The organism is Desulfuromonas sp. TF, assembly GCF_000472285.1.
Lineage (GTDB): Bacteria > Desulfobacterota > Desulfuromonadia > Desulfuromonadales > ATBO01 > ATBO01.
Genome location: NZ_KI421424.1, coordinates 167,161 through 188,968, shown reverse-complemented (window position 1 = coordinate 188,968; position 21,808 = coordinate 167,161). Strand labels below are relative to the sequence as shown.

At 59.7% G+C, this 21,808-nt stretch carries 18 protein-coding genes; 5 read left to right on the top strand and 13 right to left on the bottom strand.

All coding sequences use genetic code 11. The features are described from left to right. The first annotated feature begins 49 nt into the window (after nt 1–49). Nucleotides 50–1,111 (top strand): magnesium/cobalt transporter CorA, encoded by a 1,062-nt coding sequence (gene corA / locus DTF_RS0117140; RefSeq protein WP_027716321.1) that lies wholly within the window; start codon nt 50–52, stop codon nt 1,109–1,111. Between the two features lie 21 nt (nt 1,112–1,132). Continuing rightward, on the top strand, nt 1,133–1,771 hold the full coding sequence (locus DTF_RS0117135) for an HAD family phosphatase (RefSeq protein ID WP_027716320.1): 639 nt from the start codon (nt 1,133–1,135) through the stop codon (nt 1,769–1,771). A 53-nt stretch (nt 1,772–1,824) separates the two neighbouring features. Here DTF_RS0117135 and DTF_RS0117130 read toward each other — a convergent pair whose 3' ends face one another. Together DTF_RS0117130 and DTF_RS0117125 are read right to left on the bottom strand one after the other, a co-directional pair. Next, entirely contained in the window at nt 1,825–2,931 is a 1,107-nt protein-coding gene (locus DTF_RS0117130) for an alpha/beta hydrolase (protein WP_051361438.1), read from the bottom strand. Between the two features lie 137 nt (nt 2,932–3,068). Continuing rightward, nucleotides 3,069–3,407 (bottom strand): DUF3024 domain-containing protein, encoded by a 339-nt coding sequence (locus DTF_RS0117125; protein ID WP_027716318.1) that lies wholly within the window; start codon nt 3,405–3,407, stop codon nt 3,069–3,071. A 394-nt stretch (nt 3,408–3,801) separates the two neighbouring features. On the opposite strand from DTF_RS0117125, the gene DTF_RS0117120 reads away from it, so the two are divergent. After that, nucleotides 3,802–3,996 (top strand): hypothetical protein, encoded by a 195-nt coding sequence (locus DTF_RS0117120; protein ID WP_027716317.1) that lies wholly within the window; start codon nt 3,802–3,804, stop codon nt 3,994–3,996. A 38-nt stretch (nt 3,997–4,034) separates the two neighbouring features. Here DTF_RS0117120 and DTF_RS0117115 read toward each other — a convergent pair whose 3' ends face one another. Next, entirely contained in the window at nt 4,035–5,876 is a 1,842-nt protein-coding gene (locus DTF_RS0117115; RefSeq protein ID WP_027716316.1) for a UbiD family decarboxylase, read from the bottom strand. A gap of 115 nt (nt 5,877–5,991) precedes the next feature. Here DTF_RS0117115 and DTF_RS0117110 point away from each other — a divergent pair, with 115 nt between their 5' ends. Further along, nucleotides 5,992–6,363, top strand: coding sequence for a membrane protein (locus DTF_RS0117110; RefSeq protein WP_027716315.1), 372 nt, complete (start codon nt 5,992–5,994; stop codon nt 6,361–6,363). Between the two features lie 11 nt (nt 6,364–6,374). Here the strand turns inward: DTF_RS0117110 and DTF_RS0117105 are convergent, their stop codons facing one another. From DTF_RS0117105 to DTF_RS24175, 6 genes are read right to left on the bottom strand one after another with little or no spacing between them, the layout of a single operon-like run. Next, nucleotides 6,375–7,466: an ABC transporter ATP-binding protein gene (locus DTF_RS0117105; RefSeq protein ID WP_027716314.1), complete on the bottom strand. Its 1,092-nt coding sequence runs from the start codon at nt 7,464–7,466 to the stop codon at nt 6,375–6,377. Further along, on the bottom strand, nt 7,463–8,293 hold the full coding sequence (locus DTF_RS0117100; RefSeq protein ID WP_035057789.1) for a carbohydrate ABC transporter permease: 831 nt from the start codon (nt 8,291–8,293) through the stop codon (nt 7,463–7,465). Before DTF_RS0117100 ends, DTF_RS0117105 begins: the two co-directional genes overlap by 4 nt. Beyond that, nucleotides 8,290–9,171 (bottom strand): carbohydrate ABC transporter permease, encoded by an 882-nt coding sequence (locus DTF_RS0117095; RefSeq protein ID WP_051361421.1) that lies wholly within the window; start codon nt 9,169–9,171, stop codon nt 8,290–8,292. Before DTF_RS0117095 ends, DTF_RS0117100 begins: the two co-directional genes overlap by 4 nt. A gap of 8 nt (nt 9,172–9,179) precedes the next feature. Beyond that, a complete protein-coding gene (locus tag DTF_RS24180; protein ID WP_051361420.1) occupies nt 9,180–10,490 on the bottom strand; it encodes an ABC transporter substrate-binding protein in 1,311 nt (436 codons plus the stop codon). Further along, nucleotides 10,487–11,875: a mercury(II) reductase gene (merA, locus tag DTF_RS0117085; protein WP_027716311.1), complete on the bottom strand. Its 1,389-nt coding sequence runs from the start codon at nt 11,873–11,875 to the stop codon at nt 10,487–10,489. Before merA ends, DTF_RS24180 begins: the two co-directional genes overlap by 4 nt. Next, nucleotides 11,872–13,707 carry an acyl-CoA dehydrogenase family protein gene (locus tag DTF_RS24175; protein WP_051361419.1) on the bottom strand — a complete coding sequence of 612 codons (1,836 nt, stop codon included), beginning with the start codon at nt 13,705–13,707 and terminating at the stop codon, nt 11,872–11,874. Before DTF_RS24175 ends, merA begins: the two co-directional genes overlap by 4 nt. Nucleotides 13,708–14,005: 298 nt before the next feature. Here DTF_RS24175 and DTF_RS0117075 point away from each other — a divergent pair, with 298 nt between their 5' ends. Then, nucleotides 14,006–15,970, top strand: coding sequence for a hypothetical protein (locus tag DTF_RS0117075; protein WP_027716310.1), 1,965 nt, complete (start codon nt 14,006–14,008; stop codon nt 15,968–15,970). An 87-nt stretch (nt 15,971–16,057) separates the two neighbouring features. Here DTF_RS0117075 and uvrB read toward each other — a convergent pair whose 3' ends face one another. The 4 genes from uvrB to DTF_RS24170 all read right to left on the bottom strand — a co-directional run. Further along, nucleotides 16,058–18,058 (bottom strand): excinuclease ABC subunit UvrB, encoded by a 2,001-nt coding sequence (uvrB, locus tag DTF_RS0117070; protein WP_027716309.1) that lies wholly within the window; start codon nt 18,056–18,058, stop codon nt 16,058–16,060. A 120-nt stretch (nt 18,059–18,178) separates the two neighbouring features. Further along, complete coding sequence (gene cysS, locus DTF_RS0117065; RefSeq protein ID WP_027716308.1) at nt 18,179–19,624, bottom strand: cysteine--tRNA ligase; 1,446 nt, start codon at nt 19,622–19,624, stop codon at nt 18,179–18,181. A gap of 41 nt (nt 19,625–19,665) precedes the next feature. After that, complete coding sequence (cheB, locus tag DTF_RS0117060; RefSeq protein WP_027716307.1) at nt 19,666–20,706, bottom strand: chemotaxis-specific protein-glutamate methyltransferase CheB; 1,041 nt, start codon at nt 20,704–20,706, stop codon at nt 19,666–19,668. A gap of 111 nt (nt 20,707–20,817) precedes the next feature. Then, a partial coding sequence (locus DTF_RS24170; protein WP_035057927.1) for a response regulator occupies nt 20,818–21,808 on the bottom strand: 991 nt, incomplete at its 5' end.

Sequence of the window (21,808 nt, the reverse complement as noted above, 5' to 3'; positions counted from 1 at the left end):
TTGAAGCGTTTCATCGTTCTTTAGCCCAACAACGGAAAGTGAAGATGAAATGAAGCTGGTCAGAAAACATTCAAAACATGTCGGTCTGCCGCCTGGATCGTTGGTCCATGTCGGCGATCGTAAAATTGAACATCCGAAGATCACTCTTTTTGATTATTCGCTGGAGCGCTGGGAGGAAAAGCCTCTTGATGACGTGAAGTTATCCTTTCCTCTCAAGGAAACTTCTTCTGTCACCTGGGTCAACGTGGACGGTATCCATCAAACAGACCTCCTGGAAAAGCTCGGCACTGGTTTCGGCCTGCACCCCTTGGTTCTCGAAGACATTCTGAACACGGAACACCGCCCCAAGTATGAGGACTATGATGACTACCTCTTCGCCGTCCTCAAAATGCTCTCCTTTGACGACCAGACGGGAGATATCCATGCCGAACAGATCAGTCTCGTCCTCGGGCCGAAATTTGTCCTTTCCTTCCAGGAACGGATAGGCGACGTATTCGAAGGTGTCCGGGGCAGGATCCGAAGCGGAAAAGGGCGGATTCGGAGCATGGGGCCCGACTACCTGGCATACGCCCTGATCGATTCGATTGTCGACAGTTATTTCATCATTTTAGAGAAGATCGGCGATCGGATCGAGCTTCTGGAGGAAGAACTCATCAGCCACCCGACTCCGAATACGCTGCAAACCATTCATCGATTCAAGAGACAGATGATTCTGTTGCGAAGATCGGTCTGGCCGTTGCGGGAGATCATCAAGGAACTGCAAAGGGAAGGCTCTCCTCTGATCGGGGAGAGCACGGACATTTTCCTGCGGGACGTTTATGACCATACCATTCAGGTCGCCGAGACCGTAGAAACCTATCGGGACATCATTTCCGGCATGATCGACATTTATTTGTCCAACATGAGCAACCGGATGAATGAGGTCATGAAAGTGCTGACCATCATTGCGACCATCTTCATACCGTTGACCTTCATCGCAGGTGTTTACGGGATGAACTTCAGGAACATGCCCGAACTGGAATGGCGCTGGGGATATCCTGCGGCATGGCTCCTGATGTTGGCGATTTTCGGCGGGATGATGCTCTATTTCAAAAAAAAGAAGTGGTTCTGAGTGGTTAAGGAGAGACGATCCATGTCCGACACTTCGAAGGAATTAAAACCCTCGATCCAAGCGGTTCTTTTCGATTATGGAGGGGTCCTGGCGGAAGAGGGGTTCAGGGAAGGTCTGAAGAATATCGCCCGGTGGCACGGGCTTGATCCGGAGGCCTTTCATCGGCTCGGAGGTGAGATGGTCTACGATTCCGGCTATGTGGTCGGACGGGGTGATGAGCCGGCCTTCTGGAATCTGATGTGCCGCCGAAGCGGACTGCCGTCATACGAGAGCCGCTTCACCGACGAAATACTCCGGAGATTCGTGCTGCGCCCCACCATGCTGGCGGCGGTTCGGAGTCTGAACCGGCGCGGATATCGCACCGCGATCCTCAGCGACCAGACCGACTGGCTGGAGCGGCTCGATGACCGGGATCGGTTCTTCGAGGAATTCGACCGGGTTTTCAACAGCTATCGGCTGGGCAAGGGGAAACGCGACTCCTCCATCTTTGACGACACCCTCCGGGAGCTGCATCTCGTGCCGGCTCAGGCGCTGTTTATCGACGACAATGCCGGGCACGTGGCCCGGGCGGCCGGCCGCGGGCTGCACACCATTCTCTTTCATGATCAGCAGCAGGCGCTGGCCGAAATGGCGCAAATCCTCGGGCATCCCGTTCCATGAAGTTCCGGGTTTCCAGAAATCCCCTCATGATACTGCGTCCTTCTTTTATGAACTTAATTCCCCATTTCTGAGCTCTCCGCCAGAAGGGCATCGACTGCTCGCCACAGCCGCCAGCGGCTGAGCAGGCCCGATTCGATATCGACATGCACGAGACCCTGGACCAGAAACAGTCGAGACTGATCCTCCGGAACCGTCCGTGCCAGTGCAATACTCTGGGTATAGGGAATGATGTTGTCATCGTAGCCGTGGACCAGAAGAAGTCTGGCCCTCAGGCTGGAAAGATCCCGGATGGCCGGATTCAGTTCCGCGATATCCTCCCGAATTCCGGCAGGGAGATCCTGCAGAAGAGAACGGACGCGACCGGGATCACGGTTGGTGACAAAGGTATAAACCGCCTCCCCTTCCGGTCCGAGGCGATCCTCCAGGTCGTTGAGAGACGCCCCCGGATCGGTCATCCTTCGCTCGGCCATGATCTTGAGAATACGTTGATCAGCTGGATCGGAAAGGCGATCCGCATTACTGCGTACGAAGACCCACTTGCCGTAGACATTCGGCGTTAGATACCGCCGCCTGTCGCCCTTCTGAAAATAGCCGGTGGTGAAAAAAGTCAGGACATCAACAAGGTCATGGTAGCCCCCCACGGTCAGGATGAATCGCACCTTCCCCTGGATTGCCGGCTCCAGAGCGGCCAGTATCGCCGGCCCCGCCCCAAAGCTGAATGCCATCATACCGGCCCGCCCCTGCGGCGAAAGCTCGGGCCGGGAGACCAGCCAGGCAAACACATCCCTGACCTCCCGGATATTGCCGGGCCCGACCTTGAGTTCTCTCAACCCTGTCAATTCCGGCACCAGCACGGCAAAACGGACCCGGGCCAGGGTCATGGCCAGGGCCGCCAGTCGCGGGTCATCCTTCCCCTCTTCGGCGGCCCCGGGGATGAGGAGCAGTCCGGCCAATGCCTCCTCCCGGGGTCGGTACAGATCGGCCCGGTAACTACGACCGTCGACGACGAAGGAGACTGGAATGTTCTCCGGAGGAGGAGTGGTCTTCTTAAGTCGGCTGGGCCGGTCTCCTGCGGCAACATCGGCCAACACCAATAGCGCCCGATAACCCCGCTGCAGCGAACAGCCGCCCAGGATCAGTACGGCGCCAAAAAGAATCAACTTGAAAAATCTCCGCCGCAGCAAAGCCGCCAAGCCTCCCACCTGCCAACATGTTCGGTATTTCGTTCACAAAGAAATTGCTTCAGGAAAGAATCGCTGGTGAAATTATACGGGGGAATTCCCTCGTTGAAAGATATTCAGGTCCAGAATGTGCGGATGGGGTCTTCATCAAGGTGCCTGAGGAGCTTACCGAGGTCAAGGCTCGGTCCGACATTCAGGTAAATGCGCCAACGGTCTTCGGGACCCGGATAATACAATGCCCACTGATGAAGATCGTGATTATAGCAGAATCGCGCCACGGCCTCGGCTTCCCATCCGCCGGACCACGTTCTTTTTTCCTTGTACAGGGTTGTGCAGTCACCGCTGAAGGCAAAGGCCAGCCGAACCTGCCCCTGCGCCCACGCGGGCACCTTGTCCCGGCAGTATCGGGCCAATCGTTTCTCGGCCGATCTGCGAACCAGTTCTGGCAGAGCCATGGCGGTTTCTCTGTGAAGGCATCCGCATTCCTTCTGGAATATCGGAATTTGTAACCTTGGAAATCCCCGCTAGTGTCCCGCTTGGTTAGTCCATTCAGATAATAGCCTTCAGAATGCATGGGCTGGTATGGAAGAAGGCCGATACATGCATCTGGCTGGTGCTCAAACTTCCCTTCAGATTAAATAAAACCATATAAAAACCGGGTTGCAATCAAATCCGACGTCTAGGAGGCTGTCGGACTATCCATGAGCCGGCTGCAAATTCGGGCCGTATAGTCCGACACCCTCCTAGTCCACCATTGACAGAAGCGGAAAATGTGCTTGATTTGATCGGTACACAAATCCTCGGCCAAATCGGCCTATATCAAAAGCACGATAGGAAGGGAAAAGAACCATGAACATGAGCGAAGTGCGTAACCGGGCAAGAGCGGCGGGAATAGCTGCAGGCAAGATCCGCAAGGCGGAGCTGATCCGAATAATGCAACGCACGGAAGGAAACATGGAATGTTTTGGAGCGGAATGGCGCTTCGACTGCTCCCAACTCGGCTGCTGCTGGCGCAACGACTGCCTGACGAAAAATCCAGGCTGAGAAGGGATCAGAAAAGACCATCTTTAAATCCGACCGGCTCAAATGATCCCGTGCAGTTCTCCGCCGGGTGCGCCGAATTCATCCACGCGTTTTTCTACCTCCGGATCGTCGAGAAGCGGCGGTGCATGATGCCCCTTGCTTCGGGAATCGACGACCAGGGCGCCGGTGCACCCCCAATGTTTGCAGGACGTCGTCGCTTCGATGCCGTAGATGTCGCACGCCGGGTCGGAGCGGGTGAAGGTCGTCCAGAGGAAGTTGTTCAGGGTGCGGGCCGTAAATTCACTGTCGTCGACGATCACCACCAGAGGAAAGGCGTTGATGGGGGAATCGGCTGCGAAAGAGCGGCAAAAGGCATCCATGACCTCGTCCTGGCTGCCCCGGGGAGCGGTGCAGGCCGGCCCTCGGACGATCAGCACCCCCGGCAAGGCCAGGCGCGGCGCGTTGAACCCCGGCGGCAGGCGCAGATCGCCGGGAATTTCCGTCGGCAGGTCGCGGCGCTTGCGGCCGGCGGCCGCGATCACCACCTTGGATCCCTCGTTGAATCCGCTCCCCGAGTAGTCCAGGGTATCGACGGTGGTGCGGGTCTGAAAATGCAGATCGCGGCGCCAGTCCGCCCGCTCCAGGACATGCCGGAAAAAAGCGGGAATTTCGTGGATGTCGAGGGCCGGCGCGTCGTCCCTGGCAGCGATGAAGAGGTACTTGGCCAGGGAAAGCTGACCTTGCCCGAGTATGGCGTTGGCCAGGGTCAGAAGCTCCTGCGGCCGGCGGTCATCGGCATAGGGAACGTAGCGTTCACTCCCCAGGGCGAGCAGCAGGGGATGGACACCGGCGGCATCGACCGCATGCACGGCATGGACTCCAGGCAGAACGTCGGGGATGAGCGGTCCGGTCAGCTCGTGAATAAAGGCGCCGAAGGTGGTGTCCTCCTGGGGTGGACGGCCCACCGTGGTGAAGGGCCAGATGGCTCCCGGCCGGTGGTGGACCGACTCCACCTGCAAAACAGGAAAATCGTGAGCCAGGCTGTAATAGCCGAGGTGGTCGCCGAAGGGGCCCTCGGGGAGGGTTCTTTCCGGATCGATAACGCCGGTGATGACGAAATCGGCATCTGCCGGCATCGGCAGACGTCCCGGAAGAGAGACCATCGGCAGGCGGTGGCCTCCGAGAAGTCCGGCGAAGGAGAGCTCCGGCAGCCCCTCGGGCAGCGGCATCACCGCCGCCACGGTCAGGCTCGGCGGCCCGCCGACGAAGATATTCACCCGGAAGGGGACCCCGCGCTCCAGAGCCTCGGCATGGTGCGCGCCGATACCCCGGTGAATCTGGTAGTGAATCCCGACCTCCCGCCCCTGCGCATAGCGTCCGCCGGAGATCTGTACCCGGTACATCCCCAGGTTGGAATGGCGCAGGCCCGGTCGGGCGGCGCTTTCCGAGTAGACCTGCGGCAGGGTGATGAACGCGCCGCCGTCCATGGGCCACGACTTGAGCTGTGGAAGGCGGTCCAGGGTGGTGGTATGAGCCAGGATGGGGCCGTTCTTCACCTTCTTCGGCAGCAGATGCAGAGCCGATCGGGGAGCGCCCAGGGAGGCCAAAGGGTGCTTCAGCGCCGCGGCGGGATCGAGTTTTAGCGCCACCAGACGTTCGATCCCCTTGAGAGTGTCGCGAAAGATGTACCGGGCCCGCTCCAGAGTGCCGAAGAGATTCCCCAGCAGGGGAAAGGCGCATCCCTTCACATTGGTGAAAAGAAGGGCCGGCCCGCCGGCTTCGTAAACTCGCCGCTGAATCGCCCCCGCCTCAAGATCGGCATCCACCTCGGAGTGGATGCGCCGCAGCCGACCGGCCGCTTCCAGATCCTTCACGCACTCGGAAAGATTACGATAACCCATGAAACTTCCTCGAACTTTCTTTTATTTGCCGTCGCCCACAGGTATACTACAGGACCGGACAGCTGAACTCAACAGGAACCGAGCCAGGTGTACGGGACCAGGAAAAGGAGTTGCCATGGAAAATCCGCCGGTTCCCGCGCCCTCCAGGGGCCAGGAAATCTCCTCACTGGAGAAAATGACCCATATCATTTACACCCTGCAGGCGGGCGGCCTGCTCGTCGGCTTCTCCCTGGTCGCCGCCGTCATCGTCAACTACATCAAGCAGGATGATGTGCAGGGAACATGGCTGGCATCCCATTTCCGCTGGCAGATCCGGACCTTCTGGTTTACCCTTCTATGGGCCGTACTTGGAGGGCTGACCTTCGTCTTCGTCATCGGTTACTTCATCCTCGTGGCAGACGGCATCTGGCTGGTCTACCGCATCGCCAAGGGATGGATTTTCCTGAACGAGAAAAAGCAGATGTATGCTGCATCGCCCCTGAGTTGACGTCCCCGGCTTTAAAGAGGAAAGATGTGGATTTCCTCCGGATCCGGCATCAGCGCTATCAGCTCCTCGCAATGGAATTCATCTCCGGTCGTCAGCACCTGAATCTTTTCGCCCCCTATCCTCACATGCAGCAGGGTCTCTCTGCCCATGGGCTCGACGGCATCAATCATCCCCTCGATCCCCTCCCCTTTCCCCCCACTGTCTAGAATCCGGATATGCTCCGGTCGCAGGCCGACCAGAACCTCTCCGACAGTCAGTTCGGCAATGCCTCTCTGGTCCGAGGTTAGCGGAAGCCTCTGTCCGCCGAAAAGAAGAGACATCCCTCTATTTTCCTTCTTCACTTCAGCCCGGAACAGGTTCATCGGGGGCACCCCGACAAAACCTGCGACAAAGGGATTCGCCGGCCGCCGGTAGAGATCATCGGGGGTACCCACCTGTTCTATCGCGCCTTTCTTCAGAACGGCAATCCGATCGCCGAGGGTCATAGCTTCGGTCTGATCATGGGTCACATAGACGGCGGTGAAACCGAGTTCCCGCTGGAGCCTCTTCAGCTCCGCCCGGGTCGAGATCCGGAGTTGCATGTCCAGGTTGGACAGAGGCTCGTCCAGCAGCAGGACCCGCGGCCGGCGGACGATAGCGCGGGCGATGGCCACGCGCTGCCGCTGGCCGCCGGAGATTTCTCCCGGTTTAGCGCTAAGGATGTCTGTGATCTCCAGAGTCTCGGCCGCGCGGCGCACCGCCTTTTCGATCTCCGCCCTCTCCATCCTTGCGATCTTCAGGGGAAAGGCGATATTGTCAAACACGTCGAGATGGGGGTAGAGGGCATAGCTCTGAAACACCATGGCCACCTCCCGCTCCCGGGGGGGGACGAAGACCTTTTCACGGGGGGAAGCCACCAGCCGCCCATCGAAGCGGATCTCTCCCGCACTCGGCTTTTCCAGACCGGCGATCAGGTTGAGAAGAGTCGACTTCCCGCAGCCGCTCGGCCCCAGCAGAACGAAAAATTCTCCCTCGCCGATGATCAGATCGATCCCCCTGACTGCTTCTACCTTCCCCCGCAGGGCGCTGAACTCCTTGGCTACCTGAACCAGCTCGAGTTTCATCCCTTTACCGCCCCTCTGGTCAGCCCCTGGATGATCCGGCGCTGGAACAACACCGTCAGAAATACCACGGGAATGGTGGTCACCGTCGCGGCGGCCATGATGTCCCCCCACGGCGTCTCACCATGCAGCCCCTGAAAGAGGGCAATCCCCACCGGGATTGTACGGGCCTGGTGATCGGCTGTCAGCATGAGGGCGAAGAGAAATTCGTTGAAGGCGAAAATGAAGGCCAGCAGGAAGGTCGAAAAGATCCCAGGGGCCGCCACGGGGAATATCACCTTCCACAGGATCTGCCAGCGGCTGCAACCGTCGACCAGGGCGGCGCGGTCGAGGTCCCGCGGAATCCGAGCGAAATAGCTCACCAGAATCCACAGGGCCAGCGGCAGGATCCAGGCGACATAGGGAAGTACCAGCGCGGCGTACGTGTTGACCCAGCCGAGGGACGACATCAGTTGAAAGAGATAACTGATCAGGCTGACTTGTGGGAACATGGAGGCGGTCAAGGCGAAAAAAAGGAGGAGCGCCTTGCCGGGCATGGGCAGCCGGGTGATGGCGTAAGCGGCCAGGGCGCCAATGAACACGGCAAAGAAAGCGCTGAGGGCCGAAACAACCAGACTGTTGAGCAGATAATCGGGAAAATGCAGTGATTCCCTGGTGAGAATGGCCAGATGATGGTCGAGGGTGAAGGTGAAGGGAATCCGGACATCCAGAAGATCGGGGCGGCCGGAGACGCTTGTCAGAACCATGTAGGCGAAAGGGAGGAGGGAAAAGACAATCATGACGGATACCCCTCCCAGGATCAGAACGCTTCTCAGTCGTTCCCCGTTCACATGATCTCCTTCTGATAGCCGCTCAGACGGACGTAAAGGATCGCCAGCGAAAAGGCGATCAGGAAAAGAACGACCGAAACCGCCGACCCGTAACCGAAATCCCCCGCCAGAAAGTACTCGTAGCCATAGAGGGACAGGGAGGTGGTGGCACCGCCCGGTCCGCCGCCGGTCAGAACATAGATCACATCGAAGATGCGCAGGGCGTCGATGGTCCGGAACAGCAGCGTCACCAGCAGCACCGGGCGCAGCAGGGGGAGGGTGATGTGGAAAAAACGCTGAACGATGTTCGCACCGTCCACCCGCGCCTGGCGATAGAGTTCCTCGGGAATTCCTGAGATTCCGGCCAGAAGAATAATGGCCGCGAAGGGGGTGGTTTTCCAGGCGTCGGCGGCGACCAGGGATAAGAAGGCGCCGGGAGGAGAGCCTAGCCAGTTGACCGGGGCATCGACGATTCCCATCTGCCGGAACAGGAAATTGGCCAGGCCGTAATGATAATTATAAATCAGCTCGAAAATCCGCCCGGAGATGACCGCGGGAATCGCCCAGGGGATCAGAATGCAAGCCCGCCACAGCCCGCGCAGGCGAACCGGTTCGTTGAGCACTAGGGCGAAGACCAGCCCCAGAATGACCTCCAGGGGGACCGAAACCAGGGTGAACAGAAGGGTGAAGCGCACCGCCTGCCAGAACCCGCTGTCGAAGACCAGGCTCTGAAAGTTTTCCAGGCCAATGAAACGGCGATCAAGGTAGGTGACATCCAGATACAGGCTGTTCAGCACGGTTCCCAGAACAGGAACCACGATCAGGGTCACCATCAAAAAGACCAAAGGGAGGATGTATCCTATGGACTTCCGGTATTCCCTGAGGGTGGTGTCGGCCATGGACTGCCTCATTCGGGCTGATAACGGCGGGCGATTTGCCGCACCTGCTCTTCTGCGGCTGCCAATGCCTCCTGTGGCGGCGCCTGCCCGGAGAGAGCCGCATTGAGCCGCCTCTGGATCACGCTGGAGACCTGGGTGTAATAGGGAAGGACCGGCCGCGGCAGAAGATGATCGAACACGTCGCGCAGGCGGCCGAAATGAGGCAGCTCGGCGAGCATCTCGGAGTCCTCGTAAAGATCGCGGCGTCCCGGATTCCATCCCAGCCGGAGGGCCAGTTTTTTCTGCGTCTTGTAGGAAACCACATACCTGAGCAGTTTCCAGCTTTCTTCCTTGGCATCCGATTGGCGGGAGATTCCCACATGCCAGCCGCCCAGAGTGGAAACACTTGTTCCCGCCGGGAAATGGGGGAGAGGGGCAAGATCGACCTTGTCCCGGACGGGTGAGCCCTCGCCCTGATGGAGCCTCCAGGCGTAGGGCCAGTTGCGCTCGAACAGGGAGTTGCCCCGCTGAAAGGCCTCCCGCACTTCCTCCTCCTTCATTGTGGTGTAGGTGCTCGGAGGGGAGATCCGGTGGCGGTGAATGAGATCCCGCTGAAATTCCAGAGCTCTCCGATTCGGCGGCGTATCGATGGAGATCTCGCCGTCCCGAACCAGGATGCCACCGCCACCGGAGGCGGCAATTTCCTGGAAGTTGCAGATCAGCCCCTCATACTGGGCTCCTTGCCAGACGAAACCGAAGAAGTCGGGATTGGTGTTCCTTTCTTCCGCCTGAACTTCAAGAGAATAATCTATCAGCTGATCCCAGGTTTGGGGAGGACCGGGCAGGCCGTACTTTTCCAAGAGATCCCGGCGGTAATAAAGGAGACCCCCGTCCACATAGACGGGAAGCGCCACCAGCTCCCCTTCATGGCGGTCGGCTGTCTCGATCACCCGGGAGAAAAAAACGCCCTCGGGCAGACCGGATTCCTCCATACGGGCGCCGAGCGGCTCCAGCCATCTCGAGGCGGCAAACTGGGCCAGCCAGACGACATCCATGAGAAAAACGTCAGGATCCGCCTGCCCCGCTTTGAGAGGAATCACCAGTCCCTGACGTCGCTGGTCCGAATCGGTAGGCTGCCGCATCAGCTCTACCTCGATGCCGCTCTCCCGACGGAATTCCCCGAGGAGCTCCTCCCAGAATTCGAGTTCGGCCGGAGCGCCGCCTACGGCAAAGGTGAGTCGTCGTTCCTGTCTCGGCTCGCATCCTACAAAAAGCAGACATAGGATCAGACCGGGAATTATCGTGGCGCTTCGCATGAGCAAGACTTTTTCCGGAATCACCCTTCCTGCTGCCGGATGTTCTCCAGTGCCGCCAGACGCAGCCCTTCGCTGATGGTGGGATAAATGTGGATGGTCTGTGCCAGATCATGGACGGTCAGTCCGAAGCGCACCGCCAGAGCCGCTTCATGAATGACATCTGCAGCGCGCGGCGCCAGCATCTGCACCCCGAGGACCTGCCCTGAACCCCGTTCGGCCAGAATCAGAATGCCCCCTTTTCGCTCGCCCATGACATGCGCCTTGGAGACGTCTTCAAGGTCGAAAAAGGTTTCCAGCACCTCCCGCCCCTCCCGCCGCGCCCTTTCCAAGGAGAGCCCCACCACGGCAAATTCGGGATCGACGAAAACAGCCATCGGCGTATGGCGATGATCTATTTTCCGGTGCGTCTCGGGATCGAGCATGTTCTCGACGGCCACCTCCCCTTCCCAGGCCCCGGCTGGAGCGATGAGGGGAGGTCCGGTGACATCGCCCGCGGCCCAGATGCCAGGCGCGGTCGTGCGCATCTCCTCGTCCGTGACGATGAATCCGCAATCATCCACCCGTACTCCGGCCGCATCCAGGCCTATCCCCTCCGTAGCCGGAGCGGTCCCCACCGCCAGCATGACCCTTTCGGCGCAGAAGATTCGCTCGCTTCCTTCCACATCGACGACCAGGCAGCTCTTTCCGCTTTCCTTGAAAACCCGCTGAGTATTGGCGTTCAAAACCAGCTCAATCCCTTCATCTTCGAGAATCTGCTGGAAAATATCGGTGAGACGGGGGTCGAAATCCTTGAGGAGCCGGGGTCCATGTTCGAGTATGGTCACTTCCGTTCCGAAGCGCCGGAACATCTGCCCCATTTCGAGGGCGATGACGCCGCCGCCGATGATGACCAGGGATTCGGGAAAGCAGGGCAGGTGCAGGGCGGAGTAGCTGGTCAGGTAGTCGACCTCTGTCAGGCCGGGGATGTTCAGTACCCTGGGGATGCCGCCGCATGCGATCAGGAAGCGGTCGGCAATCAGTATCTCCGCGCCGACCTGGAGCTCCCGGGAGGAACGGAAACGCCCGTGGCCGCGAAGAACGTCGATCAGAGGATTCCCGTCCAGGACCTTCTGGTAGTGCTCCCGGCGCAGGGTCTCCACGGCCTCCTTCTTGGCCGCCATCAGCCTGCCGCAATCCGGAGGTTCGGCTGTCATATTCAGGCCGTAGGGCTCGCCGCGCATTGCCTCGAAGCGGCACTGCGCCTTGTGTATGAGCGTCTTGCTCGGTATGCACCCCCAGTTGACGCAGGTCCCCCCCAGGCGGCTCTGCTCCACCATCAGCACCCTTGCGCCCCGCTCCGCCGCCTTCATCGAAGCGGCGAAAGCAGTGGATCCGGAACCGAGGATGACGATATCGTAGGGAACGGTCATTCCTTTTCCCGCTCCTCTTTCCAGGTGCAGAGGATATTCTCCTCGATCCAGGGGTAGTCGCCGTCAAGGACTTGGCGGGCCGTCTTGTAGGCTAGCCGATCGTCATTGGAGTAGATCGCCCTATGCAGGGCGTTCAGACGTCGGCGCGCCTGCCGGCAAAAGAGATCCGCCATCTGCTCCGCTCCTTTCGGCCGCTGAGGCGAAGCCGCCCGTGACAGCACCGCCGTCATGGCGAACAGTTCGGCCCCGGTGTCCACCAGCCTCCCCAGGAGCATCTGTTTTTTTTGCAGCCCCTGCCGGTGCCGGACCATCATGTGGAAGAGGTCGCGCGCCAGGCGGCGGGTCGCGCGCTCAACGAAGCGCAGGTGCCGCCCCAATCGCCCCGGCAGGGCGACGCCGCCGGGAGCCTTGAAGCGGGGAAGCCACAAGGCGGGATACCAGCGGGCATAGAAACCGGCCGCCTCCTTGAAGTTGACCTTGTCGGAGGTGGCCGAGGCGCCGGCTATTCGAAGATGGGGATCCAGAGCCTCGCGGGCGATGAAGAGTCGCATGATCTCGCTGGTTCCTTCGATGATCAGGTTGATCCGGGCATCCCGCAAGGCCCGTTCCATGGGCATGGGCGCCTCACCCCGTCCCCGGAGAGAATCGGCGGTTTCGTAGCCGCGGCCGCCTCGGATCTGCACCCCTTCGTCCACGGCGCGCCAGAGGGCCTCGGTGCAGTACAATTTGGCCATGGCCGCCTCGAGACGGATATCCGTTTCCCCCCGCTCGGCCAAGGCCGAGGTGAGCCAGGTGAGGCTTTCCACCGCGAAAATGTCCGCGGCAATGGAGGCGATCTTGGCCGCCACCGCCTCGTGATGCGCCACCGGCGCCCCCCATTGCCGCCGCTCTTTCCCCCATTTCACGGCCATGGCCAGGGTCTGCTTCATCGCGCCGCCGCAGGCCGCCGGCAGGGTCAGGCGGCCGGTGTTGAGGGTCCGCAGGGCCAGCTTCAAACCCTCCCCCATGCTTCCCAGGATATCTTCCCTCGACACCCGCACGTTGTCAAAGTTCAGAAGGCCGTTCTGTAATCCCTTGAGTCCCATGAAATCGCAGCGGTGCTCTGTGGAAAGCCCTTCGGCATTCCCCTCGACGATAAAGGCGGTGATCTCGGGCCTCTCCTCCCTCGGGTCGTTCGTCCGAGCCATGACGATCATCAGATCCGCCACCGGACCGTTTGTAATCCAGAGCTTTTTGCCGTTGATGAGATACGATTCGTCATCTTCGGCGGGAACGGCGGTCGTCGTCATCTTCGACGGGTCGGAGCCGACCCCCGGTTCGGTCAGGGCAAAGGCGCTCATCGCCCCTGCAGCCAACCGGGGGAGATACTTCTGCTTCTGCTCCTCGGTGCCGAACATCCGCAACGGCTGGGGAACTCCGATGCTCTGATGGGCCGAGAGCATGACCGCCGTGGAGGCGCAGTGGCTGGATACCAGTTGCACGATCCGGTTGTAATTGGTCTGCGACAGCCCCAGCCCTCCGTATTCCTTAGGAATCTTGATCCCGAAGAGCCCCAGATCGCGGAGCCCGGCGATCACCTCCGGCGGAATCTCCTTCTCCCGGTCGATACGGTCGGCGTCGAGCTTTTCCTTCAGGAAAATCCGCAGCTTCTCCAGAACTTCGTCCCCCGCCCGCTTGTCGGCAGGATCCTGCTCGGGAAAGGGGAATATCAACGATGTCGCAACCCGGCCCATGAACAGTTCACTGATAAAACTCGGCTTCTGCCATTCGGTCTCCCTAGCCTCCTCGGCGAGCTCGAGGGAGCGTTTTTCGTCGGAACCTTGTCCACCCATGTCACTCCTCCCAAAAGGGATCATTGTTTACAAAATAATAACAGGTATTTGGGAGCATGCATTCGAGCTAAGTCATCGCGCCAATCACAATTTTAATACTTACTTTTTCTTGAATTCAAACTACTAAGCTGGCAATGCCCGCTTCAAACAAGTTGTTTTTTAAAATCTTTCATGCTAAAAATTCGAATTAATTATCAGTACATTGTGGAGGAACTTTCAGTTTCTGCTTGTCATGAATTCTAGGCAAGCTCTTGGCTCCGAAAATCTAAATCCGGAGCATGCTAAAGGAGGATATAAAGTGAAAAAGGTATTTATTTTTACTGCTCTTGTACTGGTAACACTTTTTGGGTTTGGCTGCGGCAGCAGGGGAGGTTCAAGCAACGACACAGCATCTGAAACGCCTGATACGCCAAACACCCCTACAGTTTCGGCAGAGAGTCTCGACATAACCACCAACAGTTATGTGCTTGAGACGAACGGGGCTGATTCAGCCACCTTGACCATCATCACTCGAGATAAAAACAATGCCGCCGTCGGAGACATAACAGTCGACCTTGTGGCCTCTGCCGGCCTTCTGGCAAAGTCTCAAGTAGTGACGGATTCGGATACCGGCATCGCCACTGTCAATTTCTCTCCAGGCCCCGAGACGGCAAATCAGGTGCTTACTATCACCGCAACGGCCGGTTCCCTAGAAAAAACTCTGCCGATTACCTTGATCGGTACAACGCTATCGCTGACATCAAGCAAAAGCAGCCTGCTGGCGGGTGCCGGTGACACTGCAGTGATAACCGTAACCGCTAAAAATGCCAATGATCTGGCCATTCCCAACAAGCAAGTCACTCTTTCATCCCTGCTCGGGAACACCCTCAACTCCGGAGGAGTGTTCGGTTCCACGATCAATGTCACAACGAACACAAACGGAGTGGCCACAGCCACCCTCACCGCCACCTCGGGAGCTGGAGTAGAAACGATCACCGCCAATGGTCTCGGTGCCCAGACCTCAAGCTCTATCAACATCACCAGCGCCCAGTTCGGTTTTACATCACCCGCCGACGGATCAATCATTGCCTTGGGTGCGTCGACTGAACTGATAGCGACATGGACCGATGCCTCCGGTGTTCCCAAGAGTGGCGAGACGCTTACCTTTACCACCACCGGAGGTTATTTTGACAATATCATCGGTAAAATTGCCACAACTGTTCTGACTGATGGATCCGGTCAGGCTATTGTGAGTTTTTCCGCTGGCAGTACGGCGACTCCAGCCGATATAACGGTTACATCGGGGGTAGAATCGGATACTCTCCGACTCCAGCGCGCCGCAACGAACCCATCCCAGTTGAGCCTTCAGGCCTCCCCTTCCATATTGTCCCCCAGCGTCGGTGATGTTGACTCCTCCAGCACCATTACGGCAACCGTCCGAGATTTTACCGGACAAGCCGTCGCCAATGAAACGGTGGTCTTTTCCCTGGTGGCCGGTCCCGGCGGAGGGGAGACGCTCTCACCGGGAACCGCTGTTACCGGTGCCGGCGGTACCGCTTCGATCACCTTTACCAGTGGCAGCTCCGTATCCGCTCAAGATGGAGTCATCATCCGCGCCAGCCTCCTCTCCAATCCCAATATTTATGCCGACACTACCCTGACCATCGGGAAGCAGGCCGCCTCGGTTATCATCGGGAGTACTAATAAAATAGCAAAAGTATCTGTGAATGGGCTTGAAATAGGGTATGCCCTTCCATTTTCCGTCCTTGTAGTAGACAACAACGGCAATCCCATACAGAATGCCACCGTCGATCTTGGAATCTACCCCCTCTATTTCTATACGGGTTTGTACGATGTTTCAGTTACGGGTAAATTCAAGAACGAGGATACCAATCGCAACGGCCTCCTCGACCCGGGCGAGGATGGTGCCAAGGGCTGGAGCGATTGGGAGGCACTGCCCACTGATACGACAAATATCTATTGGTACGATGGATCTGAAGATGCACAAGCCGACATCCGTACATCCGCTCCGACTGCCATTACCCCTGCAAATGGTAAACTGGACCCCAGCGGTGTTGTCACCATACCCAACAATGTCGTCACTGATGAAGACGGCCTGGCCGCCTTCCAAATCAAGTACGCCAAAGCGTATGGCATATGGGTGGATGTGGAGATTACGGCTACAACCTTTGTCTCCGGAGACCACTCGACGGCAAAGCATGTAGTGAGGCTCGGTGTCGCACAAAGCGACGCGCCTTACGCAAACTCGCCTTTCGGATATTGATCTTCTTTTAATCTATCGTCAAAAGAGAAGGCGGGGAAATTCCCCGCCTTCTCTTTCGTTGAATATTAAAGAAAGATCGGAGCAGGCCTACTCCCCTATCACCGCCAGCTCCCTCTTCTCCAACCCCAGCATCCGGTCCCGCAGTTCCGCCGCCTTCTCGAAATCGAGTTCGGCCGCCGCCTGCAGCATCTCCTTCTTCACCCGGGCGATCTCCCGCCGCAACTCCTTCGGCGATCGGTATTCCCCTTCCTCCTCCGCCACCAGCGGCAGCTCAACGTAGTCCTTCTCGGCGATGTCCTCCAGGATGGTACGCAGTGATTTCTTCACCGTCTCCGGAGTGATTCCGTACTTCTCGTTGTAGGCCAGCTGGGCCGCTCGGCGACGTTCGGTTTCGTCGATGCAGGCGCGCATAGAGCGGGTGACGTTGTCCGCGTACATGATCACCCGTCCCTCCACGTTGCGTGCCGCCCGGCCGCAGGTCTGGATGAGGGAGCGCTCGCTGCGCAGGAACCCTTCCTTGTCGGCGTCGAGGATCGCGACCAGGGAGACCTCGGGGAGGTCGAGCCCCTCGCGCAGGAGGTTGATCCCCACCAGCACGTCGAATTCGCCGCGGCGCAGATCGCGGATGATCTCCATCCGTTCCATTGTATGGATGTCCGAGTGCAGGTAGCGCACCTTGATCCCCAGCTCCTGGAGATAGCCGGTGAGGTCCTCGGACATCCGCTTAGTCAGGGTGGTGACCAGCACCCGGGTTCCTTTCCGCACCGTCTCGCGGATCTCGTGGATCAGATCGTCGACCTGTTCCGTGGCGGGGCGCACCTCGATGGGGGGGTCGATCAGTCCGGTGGGACGGACGATCTGCTCCACCACCACCCCCTGCGCCTTCTTCAATTCGTAGTCGGCGGGGGTGGCGGAGACGTAGAGGGTCTGCAGCCCCCTGGCCTCGAATTCCTCGAAGGTCAGGGGCCGGTTGTCCAGGGCCGAGGGAAGCCGGAATCCGTAGTTGACCAGTGTCTCCTTGCGCGATCGGTCGCCGCGGTACATGGCCCCGACCTGGCTGACGCTGACATGGCTCTCGTCGATGAAGAGGAGGGCGTCCTCGGGAAAGTAGTCGAAGAGGGTGGCGGGGGGCTCTCCCGTGCGGCGACCGTCGAGGAAACGCGAGTAGTTTTCGATCCCCTGGCAATACCCCATCTCCTCCATCATTTCGATGTCGAAGAGGGTGCGCTGCTCAATGCGCTGGGCCTCCAGAAGCATGTTGCGCTCACGGAAATGCTGAATGCGCTCGCACAGCTCCTCCTGGATCTCCTTGACCGCCCGCTCCAGGGTCGGCCGCGTGGCCACGTAGTGGCTGGCGGGGAAGATGGCGGTGCGGGGAATCCGGTCGAGGACCCGCCCCCGCAGAGGATCGATTTCGGAGATGGACTCGATCTCGTCGCCGAAGAATTCGATGCGCAGGGCGCGGTCCTCCTCGTAGGCGGGAAAGACCTCCACCGTGTCCCCCCGCACCCGGAAGGCGCCGCGGTGGAAATCGACGTCGTTGCGGTCGTACTGGATTTCCACCAGGCGGGAGAGCAGGGCGTTTCGCTCCATCTCCATTCCCTCCTCCAGGCGGATCAGCATGCCGTAGTACGCCTCCGGGGAGCCCAAGCCGTAGATGCAGGAGACGGAGGCGACGATCAGCACGTCGCGGCGGGAGAGAAGGGAGCGGGTGGCGCTGTGGCGCAGCTTGTCGATCTCTTCGTTGATCGAGGAGTCTTTTTCGATGAAGGTGTCGGTGACCGGGACGTAGGCTTCCGGCTGATAATAGTCGTAATAGGAGACGAAGTACTCGACGGCGTTGTCGGGGAAGAGCTCCTTGAACTCGCCGTAGAGCTGGGCGGCCAGGGTCTTGTTGTGGGCCAGCACCAGGGTGGGCCTCTGCACTTCGGCCACCACGTTGGCCATGGTAAAGGTTTTGCCGCTGCCGGTCACCCCGAGCAGCACCTGGTGCCGATCGCCGCGCCGGATCCCCGCAGTCAGCTCGGCGATGGCCTGAGGCTGGTCGCCCCGGGGACGGTAGTTGGATTTGAGTTCGAAACGGGCCATTTCTTTTCTATCAACGACGCGGGGGCGACGCATGCGTCGCCCCCCCTATTCTATCGCAACCATCTTTGCAGGGACACCCCCTATGGGCGCCCTCGGGCAGGCACAAGGCCTGCCCCATGGTCATTTAACCTTCCACGTCGTCCCCTCCGGTGAATCGAGAAGTATGATTCCCTTGGCCGCCAGTTCGTCCCGGATCTGATCGGAGCGGGCGAAGTCCTTGTCTGCGCGGGCCTGCTTGCGGTCTGCAATCAGCTCCTCGATCTCTTCGGAAGTGATGTCGAGTTCGGCCAGGGCCGAGAACTTCTGTTTCTCCAGCCATGCGGACGGATCGGAAGCGAAGAGGCCGAGTACGCCGCCGAGCGTCAATACGGTCCGGTGCAGGTCCCGGACGGCGGCGACTTTGTGGGCGTTCTTGCGGAATTTCTTTTCGCCGATCAGCCGGTTCATGTTCCGCGCCCCTTCGAACAGGTGGGCGATGGCCAGGGCGGTATTGAAATCGTCGTCCATGGCTTCGCGGAAGGCCGCTTCGAGTGCAGTCCCCTCGTCCGAGCCTCCTTCGCTGTCCGGGCACCCCTCGACCGCTTCGGCTGCGGCCTGCAACGCCTCGTAAAAGCGGCTCAGTCCCGCCTTGGCATCCTTCAGGTTCTGATCGGAGAAATCGATGGGGGAGCGATAATGGGCGGTGAGAATGAAGAATCGCACCACCTCGGGGTCATAGCTTTTGACGATGTCCCGGATGGTGAAGAAGTTCCCCAGAGATTTGCTCATCTTCTCCTGATTGACGTTGACGAAGCCGTTGTGCAGCCAGTACTTGACGAAGGGTTGCCCGGTTGCCCCTTCGCTCTGGGCGATCTCGTTTTCGTGATGGGGAAAGATCAGATCCTTGCCGCCGCCATGGATGTCGAAGGAATCCCCGAGATATTCCATGCTCATGGCCGAACATTCGATGTGCCATCCGGGACGTCCGGGCCCCCAGGGGGAATCCCAGGAGGGTTCACCGGGCTTGGCGGCTTTCCACAGGGCGAAATCCATCGGATTTTTCTTGCGCTCGCCGGGAGCGATGCGCGCTCCGGCCCGCATCTCCTCCATGTTGCGTTTGCTCAGCTTGAGATAGGAAGGGAACTGTTCGACGGCAAAGTAAACATCGCCGTTCGATTCGTAGGCGATCCCCTTGTCGATGAGACGTCCGACCAGCGCGATGATCTGGGGGATGTGCTCCGTCGCCTTGGGCTGGATGGTGGGCAGGTCGAGACCCAGGGTGGCCATGTCCTCGTCGAAGGCGCGGATGAACTCCTCGGCCAACTCCCTGCTGTCGATCCCGCGCTCGTTGGCCCGGTTGATGATCTTGTCGTCGACATCGGTGTAGTTTCGAACGAAGTTTACCTCGTAGCCGGCGTAGCGCAGATAGCGATAGATAACGTCGAAAACGATGTTGGCCCGGGCGTGGCCGATGTGGCAGTAGTCGTAGACGGTGACGCCGCAGACGTACATTCCGACCTTGCCGGGATGGAGGGGTTGAAACTCCTCCTTGCTGCCGGTGAGCGTATTGTAGACACGCAGGGTCATGACGGGGTGGTCTCCTTGTTGCTCATTTTTGGGGCGTCCGATCAATGGCGGTCATTAGACTCTTTCTGCAGAAGGCGAACGACTGCGGCAGGAATGTCCGCCAGAGCGAGAGTCTGGTGCACTCCACCCAAGTCGATGGCCGCCCTGGGCATGCCGAAAACGGCGCTGGAAGCTTCATCCTGGGCGATATTGTAGCCCCCGCTCCGACGGAGAGCCGCCATACCTTCGGCGCCGTCGCGGCCCATGCCGGTGAACAGCACCCCCACCGCCCGCGTGGCCAGATCGCTGCGGGCCAACGAATGGAAAAGGACGTCAACCGAGGGACGGCAGCTGTTGACGGGAGCGGCGTCGCTGAGGACGATGCGGCCATCCTGTACTTCCATGTGGACGCCGTTGGGGGCGACGAGGGCCACTCCCTCTTCGAGAAGATCGGCTTCCCGGGCCAGGCGCACGGTCAAAGGACTTTCGCGATCGAGCCATTCGGCAAATCCGGCGGCAAACCCCCGGGCGATATGCTGCACGATCAGAACCCGGGCGCCGGTTTCCCGCGGCAGCTCCTTCATCAGGCGCATCACCGCCTTGGGGCCGCCGGTCGAGGCGCCGATGGCGAGGACGCTGCGGCGATGATCCGCGGGCTGCGCCGCAGCCACACGCTGCCGGGGTCTTCGGAAGTGGTGAATGACCCGGACCTTGGAAAGAAATTTGACCCTCTGGATCAGTTGGGCGGCAATCTCCTCAAAGGCCTCCGTGACCACCCCCTGGGGCTTTTCCATGACATCGAGCGCCCCGTGTTTGATGGCGTTGAAGGCACTCCGGCTGTCCATGGGATCGACATTGGCCGAAAGAATCAGAATTGGTGTCGGACAGCTGGCCATGATCTCGACGGTCGCCGCCAACCCGTCCATTAGCGGCATCATCACATCCATGATGATGAGGTCTGGGCGGAGCCGGCACGTCGAACGCACCGCCTCCTGACCGTCGGATACCTCTCCCACCACGGTGATATTCCGGTCGCGGGAGAGCAGGTCCTTGATGACCGTCCGGGTCAGCATCGAATCGTCGGCAATCAGTACATTAACCATATTATTCCGACTTACTCCACCATGTGCCGCTTCAAAAGTTACTTTTTATGACAAGAACCAACTCGCTGTCAATATTCCTGCAGGAAATTTCTTCTCCTGAAGGACCGACCGTCAGCCGATAAGCGTCTCCACCGTCTTCATGAGGGTTCCCTGGTCGAAGCTCCCCTTGACGATGTAGGCCTGGGCGCCCACTTCGATCCCCATGCGCCGGTGCTCGTCCGAGGCCAGGGAGGTGACGATGATCACCGGCACCTCGGCGTAGCGCTCCATCTGCCGCAGCCGGCGGGTCAGCTCGAACCCGTCGATCCCGGGCATCTCCACATCGCTCACCACGAGGTCGAAATCGGCCTCGGCAACAATGGCCAGGGCCGCTTCGCCGGAGACGGCCACCGTGACCTCGTACCCCTGGGTCTCGAGGATGTTCTTCTCCATGGTCCGGGTGGTGATGGAGTCGTCCACCACCAGGATCGTGCCCTTCTTCGTCCGGGCCTCGCCGGCGCCGAACTCCTTGAGCAGCTGCGCTCCACGTCCGGTCCGGCCGGCGCTGAAGATGTCGGGTACGGAGAGGATCAGGGCCGGGGTGCCGTCGCCGAGGATGGTGGCCCCGGAGAAGTAATCGACGCTCCTGAGCTGTCTGCCCATCGCCTTGACCACCAGCTCCTGCGTGCCGAAGGAGCGAGTGACGATACAGGCGATCCGCTGCTCGCGAAAATGCAGAACCAGGGCGGTCACCCGCCCTGCCGAGACCGCCGCCCGCGCCGGCAGCCCCAGGATCTCGCGCAGCGACACCAGGGGGAGGGTGGTCCCGCGCACCCGGATCACCTCCCGGCCCCCTTCGGTGAGGATGTCCCCCTCGGAGAGGCGCAGGACCTCGCTGACGTAGTGCAGCGGCAGGGCGTAGGTCTCTGCCTCGCAGTCGATGAGCAGACCGGTGATCACGGCCAGGGTGAGGGGGAAATGAAGAAGCATTTCGGTCCCCTGCCCGACGGCGGAATGGATCACCAGATTCCCCTTGACCTGGTCGAGGTTGGTCTTGACCACGTCCATCCCCACGCCCCGGCCGGAGACGTCGGTGATGAAGTCGCGGGTGGAGAAGCCGGGA